This is a genomic window from Albimonas sp. (assembly GCF_055129145.1).
Map to the genome: position 1 here is coordinate 1 of NZ_JBSRTQ010000084.1, position 20,539 is coordinate 20,539.

Annotated in this window: 17 protein-coding genes, 1 tRNA gene and 1 pseudogene; 10 read left to right on the forward strand and 9 right to left on the reverse strand. The window is 70.2% G+C overall.

What is annotated here, in order from left to right; genetic code table 11:
• Positions 1 to 149: 149 nt before the first annotated feature.
• From ACTB72_RS13715 to rpe, 3 genes are all read right to left on the reverse strand, one after another.
• Complete coding sequence (locus tag ACTB72_RS13715; RefSeq protein WP_463037562.1) at positions 150 to 1,130, reverse strand: collagen-binding domain-containing protein; 981 nt, start codon at positions 1,128 to 1,130, stop codon at positions 150 to 152.
• Positions 1,131 to 1,422: 292 nt separating this feature from the next.
• A complete protein-coding gene (locus ACTB72_RS13720; protein WP_463037563.1) occupies positions 1,423 to 2,154 on the reverse strand; it encodes an SDR family NAD(P)-dependent oxidoreductase in 732 nt (243 codons plus the stop codon).
• Positions 2,155 to 2,247: 93 nt separating this feature from the next.
• The gene (rpe, locus tag ACTB72_RS13725; RefSeq protein ID WP_463037564.1) at positions 2,248 to 2,955 is read right to left on the reverse strand and encodes a ribulose-phosphate 3-epimerase; all 708 of its coding nucleotides are present in this window, start codon (positions 2,953 to 2,955) and stop codon (positions 2,248 to 2,250) included.
• Between the two features lie 461 nt (positions 2,956 to 3,416).
• On the opposite strand from rpe, the gene ACTB72_RS13730 reads away from it, so the two are divergent.
• Positions 3,417 to 4,397: a radical SAM protein gene (locus ACTB72_RS13730; RefSeq protein WP_463037565.1), complete on the forward strand. Its 981-nt coding sequence runs from the start codon at positions 3,417 to 3,419 to the stop codon at positions 4,395 to 4,397.
• 390 nt (positions 4,398 to 4,787) lie between these two features.
• Here the strand turns inward: ACTB72_RS13730 and aroB are convergent, their stop codons facing one another.
• Positions 4,788 to 5,906: a 3-dehydroquinate synthase gene (gene aroB, locus ACTB72_RS13735; RefSeq protein ID WP_463037566.1), complete on the reverse strand. Its 1,119-nt coding sequence runs from the start codon at positions 5,904 to 5,906 to the stop codon at positions 4,788 to 4,790.
• Between the two features lie 66 nt (positions 5,907 to 5,972).
• The gene (locus ACTB72_RS13740; protein ID WP_463037567.1) at positions 5,973 to 6,584 is read right to left on the reverse strand and encodes a shikimate kinase; all 612 of its coding nucleotides are present in this window, start codon (positions 6,582 to 6,584) and stop codon (positions 5,973 to 5,975) included.
• Between the two features lie 556 nt (positions 6,585 to 7,140).
• On the opposite strand from ACTB72_RS13740, the gene ACTB72_RS13745 reads away from it, so the two are divergent.
• Together ACTB72_RS13745 and ACTB72_RS13750 are read left to right on the forward strand one after the other, a co-directional pair.
• Positions 7,141 to 7,275: a hypothetical protein gene (locus ACTB72_RS13745; protein ID WP_463037568.1), complete on the forward strand. Its 135-nt coding sequence runs from the start codon at positions 7,141 to 7,143 to the stop codon at positions 7,273 to 7,275.
• A gap of 7 nt (positions 7,276 to 7,282) precedes the next feature.
• A complete protein-coding gene (locus tag ACTB72_RS13750; RefSeq protein WP_463037569.1) occupies positions 7,283 to 8,191 on the forward strand; it encodes a site-specific tyrosine recombinase XerD in 909 nt (302 codons plus the stop codon).
• Positions 8,192 to 8,194: 3 nt separating this feature from the next.
• On the opposite strand, the gene ACTB72_RS13755 is transcribed toward ACTB72_RS13750, so the two are convergent.
• Entirely contained in the window at positions 8,195 to 9,214 is a 1,020-nt protein-coding gene (locus ACTB72_RS13755; protein WP_463037570.1) for an aldose epimerase family protein, read from the reverse strand.
• Between the two features lie 441 nt (positions 9,215 to 9,655).
• On the opposite strand from ACTB72_RS13755, the gene secG reads away from it, so the two are divergent.
• From secG to ACTB72_RS13780, 5 genes are all read left to right on the forward strand, one after another.
• Positions 9,656 to 10,141: a preprotein translocase subunit SecG gene (gene secG, locus ACTB72_RS13760; protein WP_463037571.1), complete on the forward strand. Its 486-nt coding sequence runs from the start codon at positions 9,656 to 9,658 to the stop codon at positions 10,139 to 10,141.
• 182 nt (positions 10,142 to 10,323) lie between these two features.
• A complete protein-coding gene (locus tag ACTB72_RS13765) occupies positions 10,324 to 12,138 on the forward strand; it encodes an ArnT family glycosyltransferase (protein ID WP_463037572.1) in 1,815 nt (604 codons plus the stop codon).
• A 58-nt stretch (positions 12,139 to 12,196) separates the two neighbouring features.
• Positions 12,197 to 12,271: transfer RNA gene (locus ACTB72_RS13770), tRNA-Lys, on the forward strand.
• 137 nt (positions 12,272 to 12,408) lie between these two features.
• Positions 12,409 to 13,188 (forward strand): hypothetical protein, encoded by a 780-nt coding sequence (locus ACTB72_RS13775; RefSeq protein WP_463037573.1) that lies wholly within the window; start codon positions 12,409 to 12,411, stop codon positions 13,186 to 13,188.
• Positions 13,178 to 15,169 carry an adenine nucleotide alpha hydrolase family protein gene (locus ACTB72_RS13780; protein WP_463037574.1) on the forward strand — a complete coding sequence of 664 codons (1,992 nt, stop codon included), beginning with the start codon at positions 13,178 to 13,180 and terminating at the stop codon, positions 15,167 to 15,169. Before ACTB72_RS13775 ends, ACTB72_RS13780 begins: the two co-directional genes overlap by 11 nt.
• Here ACTB72_RS13780 and ACTB72_RS13785 read toward each other — a convergent pair.
• From ACTB72_RS13785 to ACTB72_RS13795, 3 genes are all read right to left on the reverse strand, one after another.
• Positions 15,070 to 16,158 carry a tyrosine-type recombinase/integrase gene (locus ACTB72_RS13785; RefSeq protein WP_463037575.1) on the reverse strand — a complete coding sequence of 363 codons (1,089 nt, stop codon included), beginning with the start codon at positions 16,156 to 16,158 and terminating at the stop codon, positions 15,070 to 15,072. The genes ACTB72_RS13780 and ACTB72_RS13785 overlap by 100 nt on opposite strands.
• Positions 16,159 to 16,227: 69 nt before the next feature.
• Positions 16,228 to 16,650: a helix-turn-helix domain-containing protein gene (locus ACTB72_RS13790; protein WP_463037576.1), complete on the reverse strand. Its 423-nt coding sequence runs from the start codon at positions 16,648 to 16,650 to the stop codon at positions 16,228 to 16,230.
• A gap of 4 nt (positions 16,651 to 16,654) precedes the next feature.
• Positions 16,655 to 16,855: a helix-turn-helix transcriptional regulator gene (locus ACTB72_RS13795; protein ID WP_463037577.1), complete on the reverse strand. Its 201-nt coding sequence runs from the start codon at positions 16,853 to 16,855 to the stop codon at positions 16,655 to 16,657.
• A gap of 322 nt (positions 16,856 to 17,177) precedes the next feature.
• On the opposite strand from ACTB72_RS13795, the gene ACTB72_RS13800 reads away from it, so the two are divergent.
• On the forward strand, positions 17,178 to 19,928 hold the full coding sequence (locus ACTB72_RS13800) for a class I SAM-dependent DNA methyltransferase (protein WP_463037578.1): 2,751 nt from the start codon (positions 17,178 to 17,180) through the stop codon (positions 19,926 to 19,928).
• A 191-nt stretch (positions 19,929 to 20,119) separates the two neighbouring features.
• Positions 20,120 to 20,539, forward strand: a pseudogene (locus tag ACTB72_RS13805) (DEAD/DEAH box helicase); the annotation flags it as partial.

Here is a 20,539-nt window from a genome sequence, read left to right on the forward strand (position 1 = left end):
TGAAAGCCATCGCCTTGCTCTTCGCCGATGGTGAGGCGGCGGTCAGGGCCCGGGCGAAAACCGTTTCGGTCCGCCCGCGCCAGGCTCTGATCGGCGCCGCGCCGAGATCCTCGAAGGACCCGGCGCGGCGCTCGGGGGCGGACGTCGCCTCAGGCGGCGGCGCGACGGCTCCGGCGCAACATCCCAAGTCCGGCGAGGGCGCCGCCCAGCAGCACGAACGAAGCGGGCAGCGGCACCGCCGACGGCGGATCCACCGAATTCGATGTGTCCGTCAGCGGCAGCGTTCCCGTGAATGTCCCGGGCCGGATCTCGGAATTCTGGACGAGGTTGCCCGAAACCACCGTCCCCTTGATGCCGCCGCCCCCCACCTTGACGTTGGCCAGCGGCGCAAGCACCGAATAGTTGAAGGTCGAGTTGAAGTTGAGCGTCGCCGCTTCGAAGAAGTTGAACACCACGTTGGTGTTGACCTGATTGAAGTTGGCGCCGACATTGATATTGGTGCCGCTGACGTTGACGACCACCGTGATCGAGGGATCGACGTTGATGCCCTGGAAGGTGCCGCTCGCCAGAACCGACCCGGAGATGTTGAACACCGCCAGCGCGCTCGAGGTGCCCGACACGTCGAGGCGCAACTGGTTCCGGTCGGAGAGGTAGGCCGTTCCGTTCGACGTGGAGCCGAGCTTGCTCAGGTCCAGCGAGGCCTTCTTGAGGACCTGACCGACCTGCTCCACCGGAATTCCTGAGACGCCGGTCTGGATCGAGCCGCCGCCGTTGTTGATGATCGACCCATTGATGGTCCCGCCGATCTTGGCGTCGCCCGACGCCAGATGCGGCCTCTTGTAGACGCTTCCGCCGACGATGAACGTGCCGGAGATGCCCCCCCCGACGTCGACCGCGGCGAGGCGGTCGGGATTGACGCCCTTGTCCGATCCGCCGCCGGTGCGATTGTAGTCGCCCCCGATGAAGACCGTTCCCTGCGTCTCGCTGTTGTTGCTGATGTCCCCCAGGACGATGTTGTTGAAGCCCGACATCAGCGTTTGGGCATTCAAAACAGCGGCGTGCCCAGGCGTGGCGAGCGTAGCCATACCCATGGCGTACGCCGCCGCGCGAGCGGTGCGATAGACGTTCATGTTATTCCCCATAGTCCGCGCAGACTCCGCCCCCGGAGTCCACACGGTTCAGCGTGCGTTCAAAGATGTGGTACACCAGCTCGGTGTTTTTGACGAGAGGCTTCGCGCGCCGACGAGCGAGGCGGTCCGCTCGAAAATGCAAAATTTTATGAAATCAGGTGCTTGAAGGGGAAGAAGATCCGGAAAAAGCGCAGGGGAAAGGTCGCAGGATATCGACCATCGCGCCAGAATGTCTCGGTCCGGACTTGTTTGTTCACAGGCCGGCGACAACCCCGCCGGCCTGTGCTGGAGGTCAGAGAATCAGGCCGCCGTCCACCGGAATGGTCTGGCCGCAGACATAGGCCGCCAGCGGCGAGGCGAGGAACAGCGCCACCCCGGCCATGTCGACCGGCAGGCCGAGCCGGCGCATGGGGATCGACTTCAGCGTCGCCGCCAGCCGGTCGGGGTTCTCGGTGGTGACCTTGGTCAGCTTGGTGTCGACGAGGCCCGGCGCGATGCCGTTGACCCTTATGCCGTCGCGGGCCCAGGCCTCGCCCAGCGTGCGGGTGAGCCCCACCACCCCGACCTTGGAGGCGGCGTAGGCCGGGTTGCCCCGGGTCGAGTGATAGGCCGCGGTCGAGGAGATGGTGATCAGCGCGCCCCTGGCCGCGGCCAGCATCGGGTGGAAGCGGATCGCGCAGGCCATCAGGCTGTTGAGGTTGACGTCGATGACCCTGGCGAAGCCGGCCATCTCGAACTCGCCGCCCTTGTAGATCACCGTGCCCTGGCTGAGCACCAGCACGTCGAGCGTCTCGAAGCCGGGCACGGCGGCCTCGACCGCGGCGAAGTCGGAGACGTCGACCTGCGCGTAGGTCAGCCCGTCGAGGTCGCTGTCGGGGTTGCCGGCGTAGTCCGCGGCGGCGGCGCGGGTGCCCCAGACATGGACGTCGGCGCCCCGCGCCCGGAACGCCTGCGCGATGCCGTTGCCGATGCCGCTGGAGCCGCCCACCACCAGAACCGTCTTGCCGCCGAAATCGAGGTCCATGCCGTCATCTCCTGCCAATTGCGCCCCCCGGTGCTAGCGGGGGGCGGGCGGGGATGTCTTGCGTCGAACCTGCGGGCCGGCCCGCCCCCCGCCTCAGGCGGCGACGAGCGGCGGCTGCGCGGCCTCGGCCGCTTCGCGGATGGCGCGGATGTTGTCGGCGTAGACCTTGGGATCGCGCGCCGAGCCGCCCTTGAACACGGCCGAACCGGCGACCAGCACGTCGGCCCCGGCCGCGGCCACCAGCGGCGCGGTCTCGGCGGTCACGCCGCCGTCGATCTCGATATGGATCGGGCGGGCGCCGATCATCGCCTTGAGCGCGCGCACCTTCTCGACCTGGGCCATGATGAACTTCTGCCCGCCGAAGCCGGGGTTCACCGTCATCACGCAGACGAGGTCGATGCGGTCGAGCACGTGCTCGATGGCCGAGATCGGGGTGGCGGGGTTGAGCGCCACGCCCACATGACAGCCGAGCTCGCGGATCGCCTGCAGGGTGCGGTCGAGATGCGGGCCGGCCTCGGCATGGGCGGTGATGATGTTGGCGCCCGCGGCGGCGAAGGCGGCGAGATAGGGGTCGACCGGCGCGATCATCAGATGAACGTCGATGACGCCGGCCACATGCGGGCGCAGGGCGCGGACGGTTTCCGGGCCGAAGGTGATGTTGGGCACGAAATGGCCGTCCATCACGTCCACATGGATCCAGTCGGCGCCCGCGGCCTCCACCGCGCGGCATTCCTCGCCGAAGGCGGCGAAGTCGGCGGCGAGGATCGAGGGCGCGATCTTGATCGTGCGGAAGTCTTGCATGGACGGGCGCTCCGGGCCTTGTGTCTGCGGCGATCGCCCGGCGCGCGGGTTGCGGCGCGCGCGGGATCGGGATCGGTTGAGGTTCCCCATAACGGCGACGGGCGCGCCCGTCCAGCCGCAGGGGCGTGGGAGAGAGGCGCCGCGGAAAACGCGCGCCGACGACGCCGTTCCGCCCGCGGCGCGCGGGACCGGGGGCGCGGGCGGCCGCCGACCCCGGCAGCCGGCGGCGCGCGCGGATCGACGGCGGCGGAACCGGCGCTCATGCTGCGAAAAACCCGCCGCGACGGCGCATTTCGCCTCGAAATCGCCCCGAGGACCGCGATGCACGCAAGCTTGATGATCCGGCGCGACGCCCGCGGCCTCCCCCCTCTTGCCCCGCGGCCCCGCGCCGAGGCCTAGTGGGCGGGACGACGCCCTGCCCCTCCGGCGCCCTGCACGCCTCGCGCCCTACGGAGACGCCCATGACCTTCGACGACGCCTACGCCCCGGCCGCCGCCCAGTGCGACGCGGCGCGCGCGCGCTTCGCCGACCCCGACCTGACCGCGACCGGAGAGCCGCGCGCCGCCGTGCCGCTGAGCGACCCGCGCACGCTGTGGTTCAACACCGGAACCCTGTGCAATATCGACTGCCCGACCTGCTATATCGAGAGCTCGCCCAGGAACGACCGGCTGGTCTACCTGACCCGGACCGAGGTCGAAACCTATCTGGAAGAGGCCCGGACGCTGGGCTGGCCGTTGCGCGAGGCGGGCTTCACCGGCGGCGAGCCGTTCATGAACCCCGAGATGATCGGCATGGCCGAAGCGGCGCTGCTCGCCGGCCTCGACACGCTGATCCTGACCAACGCCATGCGCCCGATGATGCGGCCCGCGATGCAGGCGGGGCTTGCGGATCTCGCCGCCCGGTTCGGAGACCGGCTGACGCTGCGCGTGTCGCTCGACCACTACGCAGCCCCCGGACATGACGCGGAGCGGGGGGCGGGGGCGTTCGAGGCCTCGCTGATCGGGATGCGCTGGCTGCGCGACCATGCGGGGGGGGCGAAGCTGGCGGTGGCCGGGCGCGCCTCCCGGCTCGGCGGCGAGGCGGAGGCGCGGGCGGGTTATGCGGCGCTCTTCGCCCGCGAAGGCTTCGCCATCGACGCGGCGGACCCGGGCGCCTGCGTCATCTTCCCCGAGATGGACGCGGACGCGCCGACGCCCGAAATCACCACCGCATGCTGGGGGATCCTCGACGTGTCGCCCGACTCGGTGATGTGCGCCTCGGCCCGGATGGTGGTGCGCCGGCGAGGGGCGGCGCGCGCCTCGGTCGCCGCCTGCACGCTGATCCCCTACGACCCGGCGTTCGAACTCGGCGAGACGCTGGCCGAAGCCGCCCGGCCGGTGAAGCTGAACCACCCGCATTGCTCGAAATTCTGCGTGCTGGGCGGGGCGAGCTGCTCGGGCTGAGCCCGCCCGCCCCGGCCCGCCAACGCGCCTCAGGTCGCCGCGGGCGGCGCCATGGAGGACAGCGACAGGACGGCGGATTCGAACAGGCCGGCAGGCCGAGACAGGCGTTCCGGATCGCCGGGTCGATGCGCCGGGCCCCGTCGACGCCCGCAACCCAGGCCCGAACTGAAGCCGCCAGGCCTTCACGACCGGCGCCTCGGCGCCGGACGTCCGTCGATCATTCGCCACCGGGCGAGACGCCGCGGCAAACCCGGTCGGCCCGGCCCAGCATCAGCCTTGGGTTTGCACTCTGATCGCAAGGATAGCGTCGTCGCAAAAACCCGCTTTCGCGAATCGGCCTCACCACAAGCCGCTGAAAACCACGGATTCCGGCGAAGGCCGGCGGCCGCCTCAGGCCCGGCGGGCGGCGAGCGATTCGCGCAGCAGCGCCGACAGCGCCTCTCGCGGCACGTCGCGGGTGACGAAGGCCTCGCCGATGCCGCGGGCGAGGATGAAGGTCAGCGCGCCGGCCTTCACTTTCTTGTCCTGGGCCATCAGCGCCAGCAGGCCGTCGGCGTCGGGCAGTTCGCCGGGAATGTCGGAAAGCCGGGCGCGCATCCCCATCGCCTCGAAATGCGCCGCGACCCGGCCCGGCGTCTCCTGCGAACAGAGGCCGAGGCGGGCCGACAGCTCGAAGGCCAGGGCGCAGCCGATGGAGACCCCCTCCCCATGCAGCAGGCGCTGCGAATAGCCGGTGGCCGATTCCAGCGCGTGGCCGAAGGTGTGGCCGAGGTTCAGCAGCGCGCGGTCCCCCTGCTCGGTCTCGTCGCGGGCCACGATCTCGGCCTTCATCTCGCAGGACCGGCGCACGGCGCGCATCCGGGCGGCGGCGTTCCCGGCGGCGAGTGCGGGGCCCTCCGCCTCCAGCCACTCGAAGAACTCCGCGTCGCCGAGCAGCCCGTATTTCACCACTTCGGCGTAGCCCGACAGCAGTTCGCGCGGCGGGAGCGTGTCAAGCACGTCGATGTCGGCGAGCACCAGGCGGGGCTGATGGAAGGCGCCGATCAGGTTCTTGCCCTGGCGCGCGTTCACCCCGGTCTTGCCCCCCACCGCGCTGTCGACCTGGGCGAGCAGCGTCGTGGGGATCTGCACGAAGCCGACGCCCCGGCGCAGGATGGCGGCGGAGAAGCCCGCCAGGTCGCCGATCACGCCCCCGCCCAGCGCCACCACCAGGTCGTCGCGCTCGACCTTCTGGTCGAGCAGCCAGTCCACGGTCCGGCCCAGATCCGTCCAGTTCTTGGTGGCCTCGCCGGGCGGCAGCGCCAGCGCATCCATGCTCACCCCGCCGGCGGCGAGGCCGTCGCGCAGGGCGCCCAGATGGCGGGCGGCGACCGTCTCGTCGGTGATCACCGCCACCCGCGGGCGCGGCAGCAAGGGGGCGATCAGCTCGCCGGAGCGGGCCAGAAGACCCGGCCCGATCTCGATCCGATAGGCCCGCGCCCCCAGCGCCACGTCCACGGTCTCGCGCATGTCTTCTCCCGGTTCCGGTTGGTTTCGCAGGGCTCTCGGCGGCAGGCCAGGCCCCGTCCGCAGGCCTCAGTCGGCGTCCCTGTCGACGCTGACCACGTCGCCGCGCGCCGACAGCGCCTCGATGATGCGGGCGACCACGGTCTCGTGCCGGTCGCCGGCGCGGCTGTCCACCACCACGTCGGCCTGGGCGTAGACCGGATGGCGAAGCTCGATCAGGCGGGCGAGGATTTCGCGCGGGTCGCCCTGGGCGAGCAGCGGGCGCCCGGCGCGGCGCGACACCCGCTCGACCAGCGTGTCGAGCTCGGCGCGCAGCCAGACCACGGCGGCCCCGCGCTCGCGGATCGCGCTTCGCGTCTCGTCGTTCATCCAGGCCCCGCCGCCGGTGGCGATGATCCGGGGGCCGCCTTCCAGCAGACGGGCGATGACCCGCCGCTCCCCATCCCGAAAGCTGGGCTCGCCGAGCGAGGCGAAGATCTCGGGCACCGTCATGCGGGCGGCGCGCTCCACCTCCTCGTCCGAGTCGACGAAGGGGGTGGCGAGCGCCGCGGCGAGCCTGCGCCCGACCGAGGTCTTGCCCGCCCCCATCAGCCCCACCAGCACCACGGCGCGGATCGGCCGCGGCTGCGCCAGCCGGGTTCCGGGAAGATCGATGAGGGGCAGGCTGGGCTCAGGCGTCATGGCGGGCGCGAGTTCGGTCTTCCGGCAGGGGTCGGCCGCGGGGCGGTCGGACGAGAGGCGACGCGAAGGCGGCGACGGAGGATCGAAGCGTTCTTCAGGCGATGTCCGGGCTTGGCGTGCCGGGCGCGTCGCGTCAAGCGCGGTTTTTGGCCGGCGGGGCGGCGGAGGCCGGCGGATCGCGGGCGGGATGCGGCTGCGGTCCCCTCGCGCCCGATGGCCGCGGGGACGTCGCAAGGCGTTGTTCGAAAGGCGGAAACGCCGCGTCTCGGGATTTCGCGCCCGGCGTCGCGCCGCCCTGCCGCCGCGGCCTCCGTTGCGGGCGGAGGACGGTCGGCGTAAGCTCGCTCCCGCGTCCCCGGGACGTCTCCCGTCATCCTGCGCGGCGCGGCGGACCGAACGCGATAGCCGACCGGATGCGGTCGGGCGCGCGTTGAAGATCGGGCGACCGTAAATATTTGGGCGACCGGAACGGAAAACGCGGACCCCGGGCGACCCGCCCGGAACCGCGCGGTCAGGCGATAGGGCGCGCAGACGCCCGCATGAAGGCGGATCAGGCATGTCGGTGGTCTACAGGTATCTTCTTTATCTCATCCTGCTGGCCGCGGCCGGCTTCGCGGTGTATGCGGCGCTCGCCGATCTGCCGCCCCCGGTGCGCGAGGTGACCCTGCCCGCGCCCGCCCCGGAGCTCTGAGCCCGGCATGGACGCGGCCCGCATCGAGGCGTTTCTCGAAGCGATGCTGGCCGAGCGCGGGGCCGCGCCCAACACGCTCGTCGCCTACGCCCGCGACCTGACCGATTTCGCGGAGTTCGCGGGGCGGGACGGCTGGCGGGCGGACCGCTTCGTGGTGGAGGACTGGCTCGCCGATCTCGACGCCCGCGGGCTGAGCCGGGCCACCCGCGCGCGAAAACTCTCGGCGTTGCGCCAGTTCTTCCGCTTCGCGCTGACCGAAGGCTGGCGCGACGACGACCCCGCCGCCCGCATCGCCGGGCCCGGGGCCGCGCGGCGCCTGCCCAAGACGCTGTCGGAGGCCGAGGCCGGCGCGATGCTCGACGCCGCCCGCGCGCCGCGGCGCGAGACCGGGGCCGCCGCCCGCGACGCGCTGCGCCTCACCTGCCTCGTCGAGCTCCTCTACGCCACCGGCCTGCGCGCGACCGAGCTCTGCGCCCTGCCCGTCGCCGCCGCCCGCGGCGATCCCCGCGTGTTGCTGGTGCGCGGCAAGGGAGGGAAGGAGCGGATCACGCCGCTGACCGGCCCGTCCCGCGCCGCGCTGACCGCGTGGCTTGCGATGCGGGATGCGGACAAGCGGCTAGCGAAATCGCCGTTCCTCTTCCCCTCCGCCGGCAAGGCGGGGCACCTGACCCGCGTGCGGCTCTGGCAGCTGATCACCGGGCTGGCGGCCGAGGCCGGGGTCGATCCGACCCGCGTCTCCCCCCACACCCTGCGCCACGCCTTCGCCACCCATCTGCTGGCCCATGGCGCCGATCTGCGGGTGATCCAGACCCTGCTCGGCCATGCCGACCTCGCCACCACCGAGATCTACACCCATGTGCTGGAGGCGCGCCTGAAGGACCTGGTGCTGACCCGCCATCCGATGGCGGGGGACTAGGCGTCAGGGCCGGGCGATCTCGATCTCCAGCCGCTGAAAATACGGGCGCTCGGGGCTGAAGACCGGATCGGGAAACCCCGGCTGATTGATCGCGTCGGGAAAATTCTGCGGCTCGAGGCAGAGGCCGGCGAAGGGTCCGTAGACCCGCCCCTCCAGCCCCGGAACCGGCAGCGCGAGGCCGGGGGCGTCGTAGACCTGGATGCCGGGCTGGTCGGTCCAGAGCCGCAGGCGCAGGTCGCCGGCGGGCGACAGCACCTCGGCGGCGGGGGCGTCGGGGTCGCGGTCCGCGTCCAGCACGAAGTTCAGGTCGATCGGCAGGGGGGCGCCGTCCGGCCCCCGCAGCGGACGTGGTTGGCGGAAATCGAGCTCCGTGCCCACCACCGACGCGATCTCGCCGGTCGGGATCAGGTCGGGGCCGGTGGGCGTGAAGCGCCCGGCCGCGAGGCGCAGGCGATGGTCGAGCACGTCGCCGCCCCCGGCCCCCGCCCCCCCGAGGTTCCAGTAGGAATGCTGGGCGAGGTTGATCGGCGTCGGGCGATCCGGCCGGGCCGAGATATCCATCCGCAGCCGCGCGCCCTCGAGCCGCATGATCACCTCGAGCGCCACCGCGCCGGGATAGAGGTCTTCGCCGTCCGGGCTGGTCCGGGTCAGGCGCAGGGCGGCGCCGTCGGTCTCCATCGCCCAGTTGCGCCGCCCGAAGCCGACGGTTCCGCCATGCAGGTGATGGGCGGCTTCGTTGGGCGCGAGCCGGACCTCCCGCCCCTCCAGCGCGAAACGGGCCCAGGCGATGCGGTTGGCGACCCGGCCGCAGAGCGCGCCGAAGCTGGGGGAATGCAGGGGATAGGGCGCGAAATCCTCGAAGCCAAGCGTCACCGGGCGCGGCCCCTCCGGGGCCTCCGCCCGCCAGTCGCGGATCACGCAGCCCCAGGACAGCACGCGGATAGAGGCGGCGTCGGAGCGGAGTTCGGCCTCGAGCACCTGGGCGCCCTGATGCCCGGCGAAGGGGCGCAGCGTCACGGACATGGGCGGTCTCCGGCGTTGGGGCGTACGAGGGGGGACGCGAGGACGGCGACCCGTCATGGCGCGCAGCAAAGCCGGGCGCGAGCGCGAGGGCAAGGGCCGAGGCGGCCCCGGGGGCATGCGACGGTCGGGGATGATACGGCGCCAAGGGCGCCCCGGGCCATTCGCCGCGCGGGCGCGACGGCCATGTCGGCGCTTCGGTCGGCGCGCGGCTCCGGCGGAATCGGCCGAGGCGCCCCCCCGGGCCGTCGGGCCGTCCTGCCCCGCGGCGGCGTCGCGCGCGCCACGCCCTCGACATCACGGCGCGCGGGGGTTAAACGGGCGACCGACCGCCGGGCCTCGCCGCCCGGCCCTCCGTCATTGCGCCCCCGCCGGGCCGGTCCCGTTCCAAGGGGCCCCTGGCAGGCGCCCGCGACACGAACGACCGCGAAGGACCGCGACGTCATGGAAAACGTACTGCTCATCGTCCACCTGATCCTCGCGGCCTTCCTCATCGGGATGGTGCTGCTGCAGCGGTCCGAGGGCGGCGCGCTCGGCATCGGCGGCGGCGGGGGCGGGCTGACCTCGGCCCGCGGCGCCGCGTCGGGTCTGGCCAAGGCCACCTGGGCGCTGGCCGCGGCCTTCATCGCCACCTCGCTGATCCTCACCATCATCGCCGCGCAGAAAAGCGGCGACCGCTCGGTGCTCGACCGTCTGGGCGGCGTCTCCGCCCCGGTCGATCCCGCCGGGACCCCCGCCGACGGCGGCCTCGCCCCCGATCTGCAGCGCCTGCTGACCCCGCCGTCGGCCGACGATGCGTCGAGCTCCCGTCCCTCGACCTCGACGCCGGCTCCGGCCGGCGCCACGCCCGCCCCGTCTTCCACGGCCCCCGCCGCTTCCGGCGACGCCGGGACCGGCTCCGGCACGGGCACGCTGCCGACCGCCGACTGACCTTTTCGACGCGCAACGCCGGGGGGCGGGCTCGATACGGCTCGCCCCCGGCCGCGCGCCTCGCCCTGCGGCCGCCGGCCTGCGCCGCGCAGCACCCCGCGGCCGCGCTTGAAACATCCCCAATTCCTGCCGCAAGTTCCTGCAACAAGGTCCCGTCCGAAGGTCCCGCGAGGTTCAGCGCCATGTCCACCGATCCCGCCCGCGCCCCCCTGTCCGTGGCCGCGGCGCGTTTCGGCGCGTTCGGCCGCCGCGCGGGCCAGACGTTCGCCGCCGACCGCCTCCGCCAGGCCGCGGCGCTGGTCCTCCTCTGCCTCGTCCTCTTCCTGCCCGGCATCGCGGCCCTCCCCGTCACCGACCGCGACGAGGCCCGCTTCGCCCAGGCCACCAAGCAGATGCTGCAGTCGGGCGACTTCATCGACATCCGCGTCCAGGACGAGCCGCGCTGGAAGAAACCCGTCGGCATCTACTGGATGCAGGCCGCCGCCGTCGCCGCCGTCGGCGGGCCCGAGGACACCGGCATCTGGGCCTGGCGCATCCCCTCGCTGATCGGCGCGACGCTGGCCGTGCTGGCGACGCTCTGGGCGCTGAGCCCGCTGATCGGAGGCCCCGCCGCCTTCCTCGCCGCCGGCCTCACCGCCTGCGCCATGGTGCTGGCGGGCGAGGCCAACATCGCCAAGACCGACGCCATGCTCATCGGCCTCATCACCACGATGATGGGGGCCTGGATCCGGCTGCTGACCGCCGCCGGCTTCGGCCTGCGCCGCGACGCCTGGTTCGCCGAGATCCCGGCCGAGCATCTCCCCGCCCGCGTCGACCCCACCCCCGACGCCCTCGCCCTGCGCATCGTGCTGTGGACCGCGCTCGGCCTCGCCGTGCTGGTCAAGGGCCCGATCGCGCCGCTGATCCTGGCCCTGTCGCTGGGCTGGACCTGGCTGGTCACCCGCTCGCCCCGCACGCTGACCTGCATGGGGTGGCGGGGCTTCGGCCCGGTCCTTTTCCTGGCCCTCGTCCTGCCCTGGCTCGCCGCGATCCACATCGCCTCGGACGGCGGCTTCTGGGCCGAGGCGCTCGGCCGCGATCTCTTCGGCAAGATCGCCGGCGCGCAGGAGAAGCACGGAGCGCCCCCGGGAACCTATCTCGCCATCGTCTGGGGGGTGCTGTGGCCCTGGGCGCCGCTGATGCTGCTGGCGGCTCCTGCGGCCTGGGGGGCGCGCCACCGCCCCTGGGCGGCGCTGCTGCTCGGCTGGGCGATCCCGTTCTGGATCCTGATCGAGGCGACGCCCACCAAGCTCGCCCATTACCTGCTGCCGATCACCCCGGCGCTGGCCGGTCTGGTCGCGGCCTGGCTGGTCGGCGGCGGGATCGCGCGGCTCGGCTGGTCGCGGGCCGCGGCGGTGCTGTTCGGCGCGGTCGGCGCGGCGCTGGCCGCCGCCTGCATGGTCCTGCCCGCGCTGGTCGGGAGCTTCAGCCTGCCCGCCGCCCTTCTGGCGGTCCCCGCCCTGGCGCTGGTGGGCCTCGGAACCGTCTCGCTTTGGCGCGGCCTGCCCCGCGACGCCGTGCCGGCGATGTTCGCGGCCACCCTCTTCCTCTACCCCGCGATCCTGCAATTCGCGCTGCCTAGCCTGGGGTGGGGCTTCCCGTCGCAGGCCATGGCCCGCGCCTCCGCCCCCTTCGCGGCCTGCGCCGGGCACCCCGCGGCCAGCCAGAGTTTTCGGGAGCCGAGCCTGGTGTTCCTGCAAGGGACCGACACCGCCCTGCTGACCGAGGAAGAGGCCGCCGAGGCGCTCAAAAACGCCCCCGGCGCGATGGTCTGGATCGAGGATCGCCGTCGCGACCGCCTCGACGCGGCCTTCGGCGAGGCTGCGCCGGCGCTGACCGAGCTCGCCCGCGTCGACGCCTTCAACCCCAACCGCGGCAAGCCGACGGTGCTGCGCCTGATGTCGCGGTCCGGAGATCCGGTGTTCGCTGCATGCGCGGCGGGCGTCGCGCGCCCTTGACCAAGGTCGCTCGGGCGCCTATCACGACCCCGCGCCGGGCCGATGCCCTGGCGCGCAAGGGCGGGTAGCTCAGTGGTAGAGCAGCTGACTTTTAATCAGCTGGTCGTGGGTTCGATACCCACCCCGCTCACCAATCTTTTCAATGACATGGCGAAAACAGGCGCAACGCCTCACCCCATCGGGTAAGCGCGGGGTAAGCCTGGTCATTTCGATTTCCGTTGCGTGAACGCGTGAGCGGCCGCAGGCTCTCCGCAAAACGGGGAGGAACTCATGGGACATGTGCGGCTGGGGACGTTGCCCCGGTCGCGGCGTTGGCGGCAGGTCGTCGACCTGATCGACGACGGCGCCGATGTCGCGGAGATCGCGGAGGCGGCCGCTCTGGCTGCGGAGGGCGCGCTGGGGCGGGCCTCGGCCGATCCCGGTTTTGGGGATGCGTTCTGGCTGCTCGCCAACCTGCCGCTCGCCGCCCGTGGTCCCGGATATGAGGACTCGCTGCGGGGGCTCGGGCTTGATCTCGACCGAGCGCCGACGCTGCTGGAGCTGACCAGCGCGGCGACGGCGTTTTTAGACGGGAACCTGAAGGCGCAGGGCGCCGGCTCCGACCTCGGCGAACTGGCGCGGCTGGCGATGGTCGAGAGCCTCGTCGGGCAAATCGAGCCGCAGCTCCCCACCCTGTTCGAGCCCCACCCTGACGAGGTCCGCCGCGCGCTGGGCCGTCTCGCCTCGGGCGACCGGTTCGCGGAGCTGTCGCGGGCGTTCTTCGCCGGGCTGACCGAGCGGACCCTCGACTATTACCTCAGCCGCGAGCTGGCCGCCCATGTCGGCGCCGACGCCCGCTTCGCCACCGATGCTGAGCGGCGGGTGTTCGACGCGGCGCTGGCGACGCATTGCATCGAGACCTCGCGGATCGTGCGCGAGTTCGCCGGCGGCTGGTATGGCAAGACGGCCTGGCGGGACGGGACGCTGACCCGGGACGCGGCGGGCAGGTTCGCCGCGGTCGCCTTCAAGAAAATCCGGGCCGAGCTGGGGCGGCGGCGGGATGCCGCCTGAACGCCGGATCATCTGCGCGGACCCGGCGCCGGGCGCGCGTCGTCGCAAGCTGACGCTCGACATCAACGGGAAGGAGGTCTGGGCGACGCTGGACATGGGGGCGCTGTCGGATCGGCTGGTGGCGGTGCTGCCGGATCGGGCGCAGGACCTGATCGAGATCACCGCTTGGATCTACGCCGCCGACGCCGCGATCTCGCGCGGGGACAACCGGGACAATGAACTGGGGCGGAACTGGCGGCGGAGCATGGCGTTCCGGATGCCGGTCCGCGATCCTGCCTTCTGGGCGCGGGAGGAGGTCAGCGCCGCGCTCTCCGACGCCGTCGCGCTGATCTCCGACGACGTCGTCCGCTTCGAGTTCATGCAGGCAGAAGGGATGGGCCTGCGCGAGCCTGCCTTGCCCTTCAGCACGGACGAAGGCTTCCGGCCGGATGGCGTGGCGCTGTTTTCCGGCGGACTCGATTCCCTGGCCGGCGCGCTGGAGGAGATGGTCTCGCGCCAGTCCCGCCTTGTGCTGGTCAGCCACCGCTCGGCGACCAAGGTGCAGCGGGTGCAGGCCGACCTTGTGAAGGCGTTGGGCGAAAGGGTCGGCAAGGGGCGGCTGCTGCATGCGCCGATCGGGCTGAACCTCCAGGAGGGCGCGACCCGCGAATCCACCCACCGGACCCGCTCGCTGTTCTTCGCCGCCGCGGCGACCGCCATCGGGCGCAGTTTCGAGATCGACCGCATCCGCTTCTTCGAGAACGGGGTGGTGAGCCTGAACCTGCCGCCCTCGGGCCAGGTGATCGGCACGCGGGCCACGCGCTCGACCCATCCGCAGGCGCTGGCCCTGTTCGGGCGGCTGATGTCGCTGGTGTTCGAGCGAAAGATCCGGGTCGAGAACCCCTTTATCTGGAAGACGAAGGTGGAGGTGGTGGAGCTGATCCGCGGCCTTGGCGGGCGCGATCTGGTCCGTGGCTCGCGCAGCTGCGCCGACGTGCGCAACATGACCAGGGCGAGCTCGCATTGCGGGCTCTGCTCGCAGTGCATCGACCGGCGGTTCGCGATGCTGGCCGCGGGTATGGAGGCGGACGATCCGGAGGAGGCCTACGAGGTCGATCCCCTGGCCGGCCCTCGCCGCACGGCGCCCGACCGGGAGATCGCGCTCGGCTATGTCCGCAACGCCCGCCGCTTCACGCGGATGCGCCCGGCGGAGTTCGTCGGCGCTTTCGGCGAGATCCAGCGTGCGGTCGACTGGCTCGAAACACCCGCCGACAACGCCGCCCGCCTTCTGCACGACCTGCACCGCCGCCATGGCGAGGGCGTGACCCGGGTGATCAACGCGCAGGTCGCCGAGGCGATGGCCCGCCCCGAGACCTGCGACCCCGAAAGCCTGGTCCGCCTTGCGGGTCTCGATGCGCTGGCCGGCGACCTACCGGCGCGGGCGCCCCTTGCCCCGCAGGCCTCCGACCCTGTGCTCACCCTTCGCATCGCCCATGACCGGAAGTCGGTCGTCGTCGACGGGCTCGGCCGGATCACGGGCGCCGGCGCGACGGTCATCGCGGCGCTGGCGGATCTTCATCTCGATGCGCTGGGGCGAGGACTTGTTCCAGAGGACCAGCCGCTGCTCGGCTCGGGCGCGTTGTCGGCGCTATGGAACGTCGGCGAGGAGGGCGTCCGCCGCCGCATCGCCCGGCTTCGAGGGGACCTCGCGAAGCTGGCGACCGACCATCGCCCGGCTTCGAGGGGACCTCGCGAAGCTGGCGACCGACCGGGGACTCAACCCGCCGGACGAGGACGCCCTGGTCGAGAACCTCGCTTGGCAAGGCTATCGCCTGAACCCCGACCGGGTGCGTGTGGTGCGCGATGCGGCGCCCTCCGCCGCAATCAAAACGCCGGCCAGGGTCAGTCCCGGTCGATCAGGTCCAGGTCGTCGTCCGGCGCCGAAACCTGCATCGCGCCCCCGGGCGCCCCGGAAGCCATCCGCAGGATGACCTCCCGCTGACGGCCCTGCGCGACCTCGCCATAGCTTCGGAACGTCGTCAGCACGTCCTCATGGCCGAGGTTCTGGCTCCAGGCCTTGAATTCCTCCGGCGTGACGCAGTGGCGGTTGGCGAGGTCCACCAGCGTCTTGCGCAGCAGGTGGGGCGTGAAGGGCGGCAGGCCGACACGCTCGAACGCGGCCTTGCAGGTGGCCGAGACCCGCGCGGCGTTGGACCACGGCTTGCGGTCGAGCGCCCCCGCCTCGAACCCGCCCGAGGCCGCCACCCCCACCTTCTGGCGCGGGAAGAGCGGGTCGCCCGGGCCGAACAGCAGGGCGGTGGTCAGCTCCTCCGCCCAGGCGGCGAGGATCTCCTCCACGTCCGCGCCGACCGGGAAGAACCAGGTGGTGAAGCGCTTGCCGAACTTGGTCTCGACCTCGCGCCCCGCGAAGTGCACGCAGCGTCCCGGCAGGTCAAGATTGCCGAGCCGCAGCGTGATCAGCGCCCCGTCCCGCGACCCGGTCAGCAGCAGCGCCGCCATGATCGCCCGGTCGCGGCGCTCGACCTGCGTTTCCGCCGGCATCATGCGCAGGGCGTGCAGCGCCTGTTCGGGCGAGGGATGATCACGCCAGCCGCCGCCATGCGCCGACTTCGCCGTCCGGCGCGAGGACGTCAGGTAATCGGCATCCGAATGCTTGAGGCGCGAGCGATAGCCCGGCTGGTCCGCCAACCAGTGGAAGAACGCCTTGAGATCACGCAGGGTCCCGTCGACGGTCGAGGCGGACAGCCGCTCGCCGCTCGTAGCCCCCTTCGCCGCCTCCAGGTGACGCTTGAAGGCGCGGGCCTTCTCCGGGTGGAAGGTCTTGAAATCAGCGCCCCCGGTCTGGGCCTCGTAGCGGGCGATCGAGGCGGCGGCGCGGTCGATGCTGGCCTCCGACAGGCCGCGCGCGTCCTTCAGCCAGACGAGGTAGGCGCGGCGGACGCGGGTGTTGGAGGGGTGCTTCCTGGACATGTCTTGCGGCTCCTTGATGAAGGTGACGGATACGGGGCGGGCGGGACTCCCCCTTAGTCGTCGAGGGCGCTACGTGCGCGTCACCTCCAGATCGGCCGCGATGCGGGGGAGATCGGCCTCGCGGACCACCCGGTTGACCACCCGGCCGCAATGCGGGCAGAGGCCGATCAGCATGCCGGCCCGGCCCTCGCGGACCTGGAAATCGGCGATGCCGCCGTCGGGGCGGATCGGGCGGCGGCACGGCAGACAATAGATCTCGCCCGGGCCGAGGCGGGTCCGCGCGCTTTCCTTCCTCGCGACCAACCAGCGCTTGAGGTCGTCGCCCTCGATCAGCCAGGGCTTGCGGCTGCGATCGGCGGGGAGGGGCGCTCCCCCTTTGCCGTTAATCCAGCGGATCACGGTCTGGCGATGCATGCCGATGACCTCGGCCGCCTCGGCGACGGTGTAGACCTGGTGGCGCTTCACCCGGTGGTGGGCGGGGCGGCGGGGCATGGCCTCAGCCCTCCCCCGCCAGCGGGCCGGAGGTGTTCTGGTGGAGATGCGCGGCTTCGTAGGCCTCCACCTCGTCGAGCGGATAGATCACCCGCGCCCCGATCTTGAGATACCGCGGCCCGACGCCCCTCCACCTCCACTGCTCCAGCGTGCGGGGGGACTTGTTCCAGCGCTCGGCGAGCTGGTTCTGCGTGAGGTTGTTCATCCTGCGCTTCCCTGCGATGCGCGCCGCCACGACCCGATGCGCGGCGGCTCTCGGCAACAGGATCGGCTTCGACAGGGGTGATGTATGTGGACGGAGGAGCGCGAAGTTGGGACGCGGGCGGTGCTCAAGCCATTGGAATATATGTGCCGGAAACGCAACTGCGGGACAGTGGCCGCCCGAGATGTGACCACGGGCATTGTCCGTGCCAACTGATGCGCGGCCCCGCCAGCAGAGCGCCCCCAATCATCCCTGCCTAACCGGCGCCTTGCAGCCGATGCGTTCCGCGCAGATGTTGGCCGGATCAGGTCTGGAGGGTCCCCCGTTGAACGCCGTTGAAATCGAAGAAGCCGTCTCCGCCCTCGCCGAACAGCCCTTCGACCCCGCCGAGTTCCCGTTCGCCTTCCTCCAGGCCTTCGGCAACAAGGAGACCACGCTCAAGCGCCTCCGCGCCGGCGCCTCCAACAAGTCCGACCTCGGCGGCGTCCTCCAGACCAGCAACATCCACATCGTCGCCTGCGCCCCCGGCGAGGTCTCCGCGACCCTCGCCACCCTCAAGGCCAGCCCCTCGACCGCCCGCGCCAAGGCGAAGTTCGTGCTCGCCACCGACGGCGCGGACCTGGAGGCGGAGGACCTCAATTCCGGCGAGACCTTCGCCTGCGCCTATCGCGACGTCTCCGACCATTTCGGCTTCTTCCTGCCCCTCGCCGGCATCACCACCGTCAAGCAGATCCGCGAGAGCGCCTTCGACATCAAGGCCACCGGCCGCCTCAACCGCCTCTACGTCGAGCTGCTGAAGGACAACCCCGACTGGGGCGCCGGCGATCGCCGCCACGACATGAACCACTTCATGGCCCGCCTCATCTTCTGCTTCTTCGCCGAGGACACCGGCATCTTCAACTCCGAGGGCCTGTTCACCGCGACCATCGGCCAGATGAGCGCCAACGACAGCGCCAACACCCATGAGGTGATCGGCGAGCTGTTCCGCGCCATGAACACCGCCATCAAGGACCGCCCCGCCGCGGGGCTGCGCAACTGGGCCGACGTTTTCCCCTATGTGAACGGCGGGCTCTTCTCCGGCTCCACCGACGTACCGCGCTTCAGCCGGATCGCGCGGTCCTACCTCCTCCACATCGGCAATCTCGACTGGAAGAAGATCAACCCCGACATCTTCGGCTCGATGATCCAGGCGGTGGCGGATGACGAGGAGCGCGGCGCGCTCGGCATGCACTACACCTCGGTCCCCAACATTCTGAAGGTGCTCAACCCGCTGTTCCTCGACGACCTGCGCGAGACGCTGGAGGACGCCGCCGACAACCCTCGAAAACTGCTGAACCTGCGGGCGCGGATGGCCAAGATCCGCGTGTTCGATCCGGCCTGCGGGTCGGGGAACTTCCTGGTGATCGCCTACAAGGAGATGCGGGCGATCGAGGCCGAGATCAATCGCCGCCGCGGCGAGACGGACCGGCGCACGGACATCCCCCTCACCAATTTCCGGGGGATCGAGCTGCGCGACTTCCCGGCCGAGATCGCGCGGCTGGCGCTGATCATCGCCGAGTATCAGTGCGACGTGGCTTATCGGGGCCAGAAGGAGGCCCTGGCCGAGTTCCTGCCGCTGGACGCGAAGAACTGGATCACCTGCGGGAACGCGCTGCGGCTGGACTGGCTGAGCATCTGTCCGCCGACGGGGACCGGGGTGAAGCATCGGGCGGATGATCTTTTTGGAGCGCCGTTGGATCAGGCGCAGATTGATTTTGAGAATGAAGGCGGGGAGACCTACGTCTGCGGGAACCCGCCCTATGTCGGGGACAAGTACCAGAACCAAGAGCAGAAAGATGACCTCAACGCGTTGGTTCCGGGTAGGCAAAAGGTCCGGGCGATCGACTACATCACGGGGTGGTTCTGGAAGGCGTCTGATTTCATCAGGAGCGGTGGGTGCTTCGCATTCGTTTCCACGAATTCGATTTGCCAAGGCATTCAGGTCCCGCTGATCTGGCCTCGCATCTTCAACAACGGTCAGGAAATATTCTTCGCCAATAGAAATTTTCTCTGGGGAAATAATGCGTCAAAAAACGCACAAGTTACATGCATTATTGCTGGAATATGCCCATCTGGATCTCGTGACCGAACGATTTTTGACGGGGAGCACGCAAAAGCCGCGCCTCGTATCAACGCTTACCTATCCGAGGGCGAGAATATAATCGTGGAGAGGTCCGCGGAGCCTCTCTTCGGAAAGTCTGTGATGGTCGGAGGGAATATTCCACGAGACCAGGGGAATTTACTGATGACACCAGAGGAGCGAGAGGAGCTTATTCGATTGGCACCAAGCGCAGAATCTATTATTAGAAAAATAATAGGATCCAGCGAATTTATCAACGGGGCGCAACGTTATTGCCTTTGGATCGAAGATGATCAACTGGACATAGCCCAGTCCATCCCATCCGTGCGCACCCGGCTTGAGCGGGTGCGTGTGTATCGGATGAATGGGAGCGATCGCGGACGGATGGGTGTTGATACCCCGCATAAGTTCGAAAGAACAATTAACTCCAGCAATGAAACCATTGTGATCCCAGCTATAAGCTCTGAAAACCGTGAATTCTTACCTGCAGGACTAGTCACGTCGAGTGTTATTCTCTCAAATAAATGCTATGCTCTCTACGATGCCCCCCGATGGCAACTATCAATAATATTATCGAGGATCCATCTCGCTTGGGTTGGAACTGTTTGCGTGCGAATGAGAATGGATTTCAGCTATTCGAATGCTCTTGGCTGGAACACCTTCCCCGTCCCCAAACTGACCGAGAAGAACCACGAGGATCTGACCCGCTGCGCCGAGGACATCCTTCTGGCGCGCGAGGCGCATTTCCCCGCCACCATCGCCGAGCTCTACAACCCCGAGAAGATGCCCGCCGACCTCCGCGCCGCCCATGACCGCAACGACGAGACCCTGGAGCGCATCTATATCGGCCGCCGCTTCCGCAACGACACCGAGCGGCTGGAAAAACTGTTCGAGCTCTATACGAAGATGACCGCGGACAAGGATGCGAAGAAACCCGCCTCCAAGATGAAGGCCTGACCGTTGACCCATCCGAAATCCGTCCCGGCCGTCTCGGTCACCTACGCCCGCAGCGGCGCCTCGGCCAAGGCCAACGAGTTCGGCATGCGCCCGATGCAGGAGCGCGCCTATGAGAAGCGGGGCGAGCAATACCTGCTGATCAAGTCGCCCCCCGCCTCGGGCAAGAGCCGGGCGCTGAGGCCGACTGGACAGTGGTCCCGCGCTGGAACCTGTGCAACGCGCCGGGAGAGGACGGCGGCAAAGTCAACGCGGTGCGGGCCTTCCTCGACAGCGATGATACGGTGCTGGTCTGCACCCATGCCACCTTCCGCTTCGCCGTCGACCGCTTCGGGATCGAGGCTTTCGACGACCGGCTGATCGCGGTGGACGAGTTCCACCACGTCTCGGCCAGCCCCGATAACAAGCTGGGCCTGCATCTGGGCCAGTTCATCGCGCGCGACCGGGTGCATCTGGTGGCGATGACAGGCTCGTATTTCCGGGGCGACGCCGCCGCCGTGCTGTCGCCCGAGGATGAGGCGAAGTTCGACGCCGTCACCTACACCTACTACGAGCAGCTCAACGGCTACGAATACCTGAAGTCGCTGGACATCAGCTACTTCTTCTACACCGGC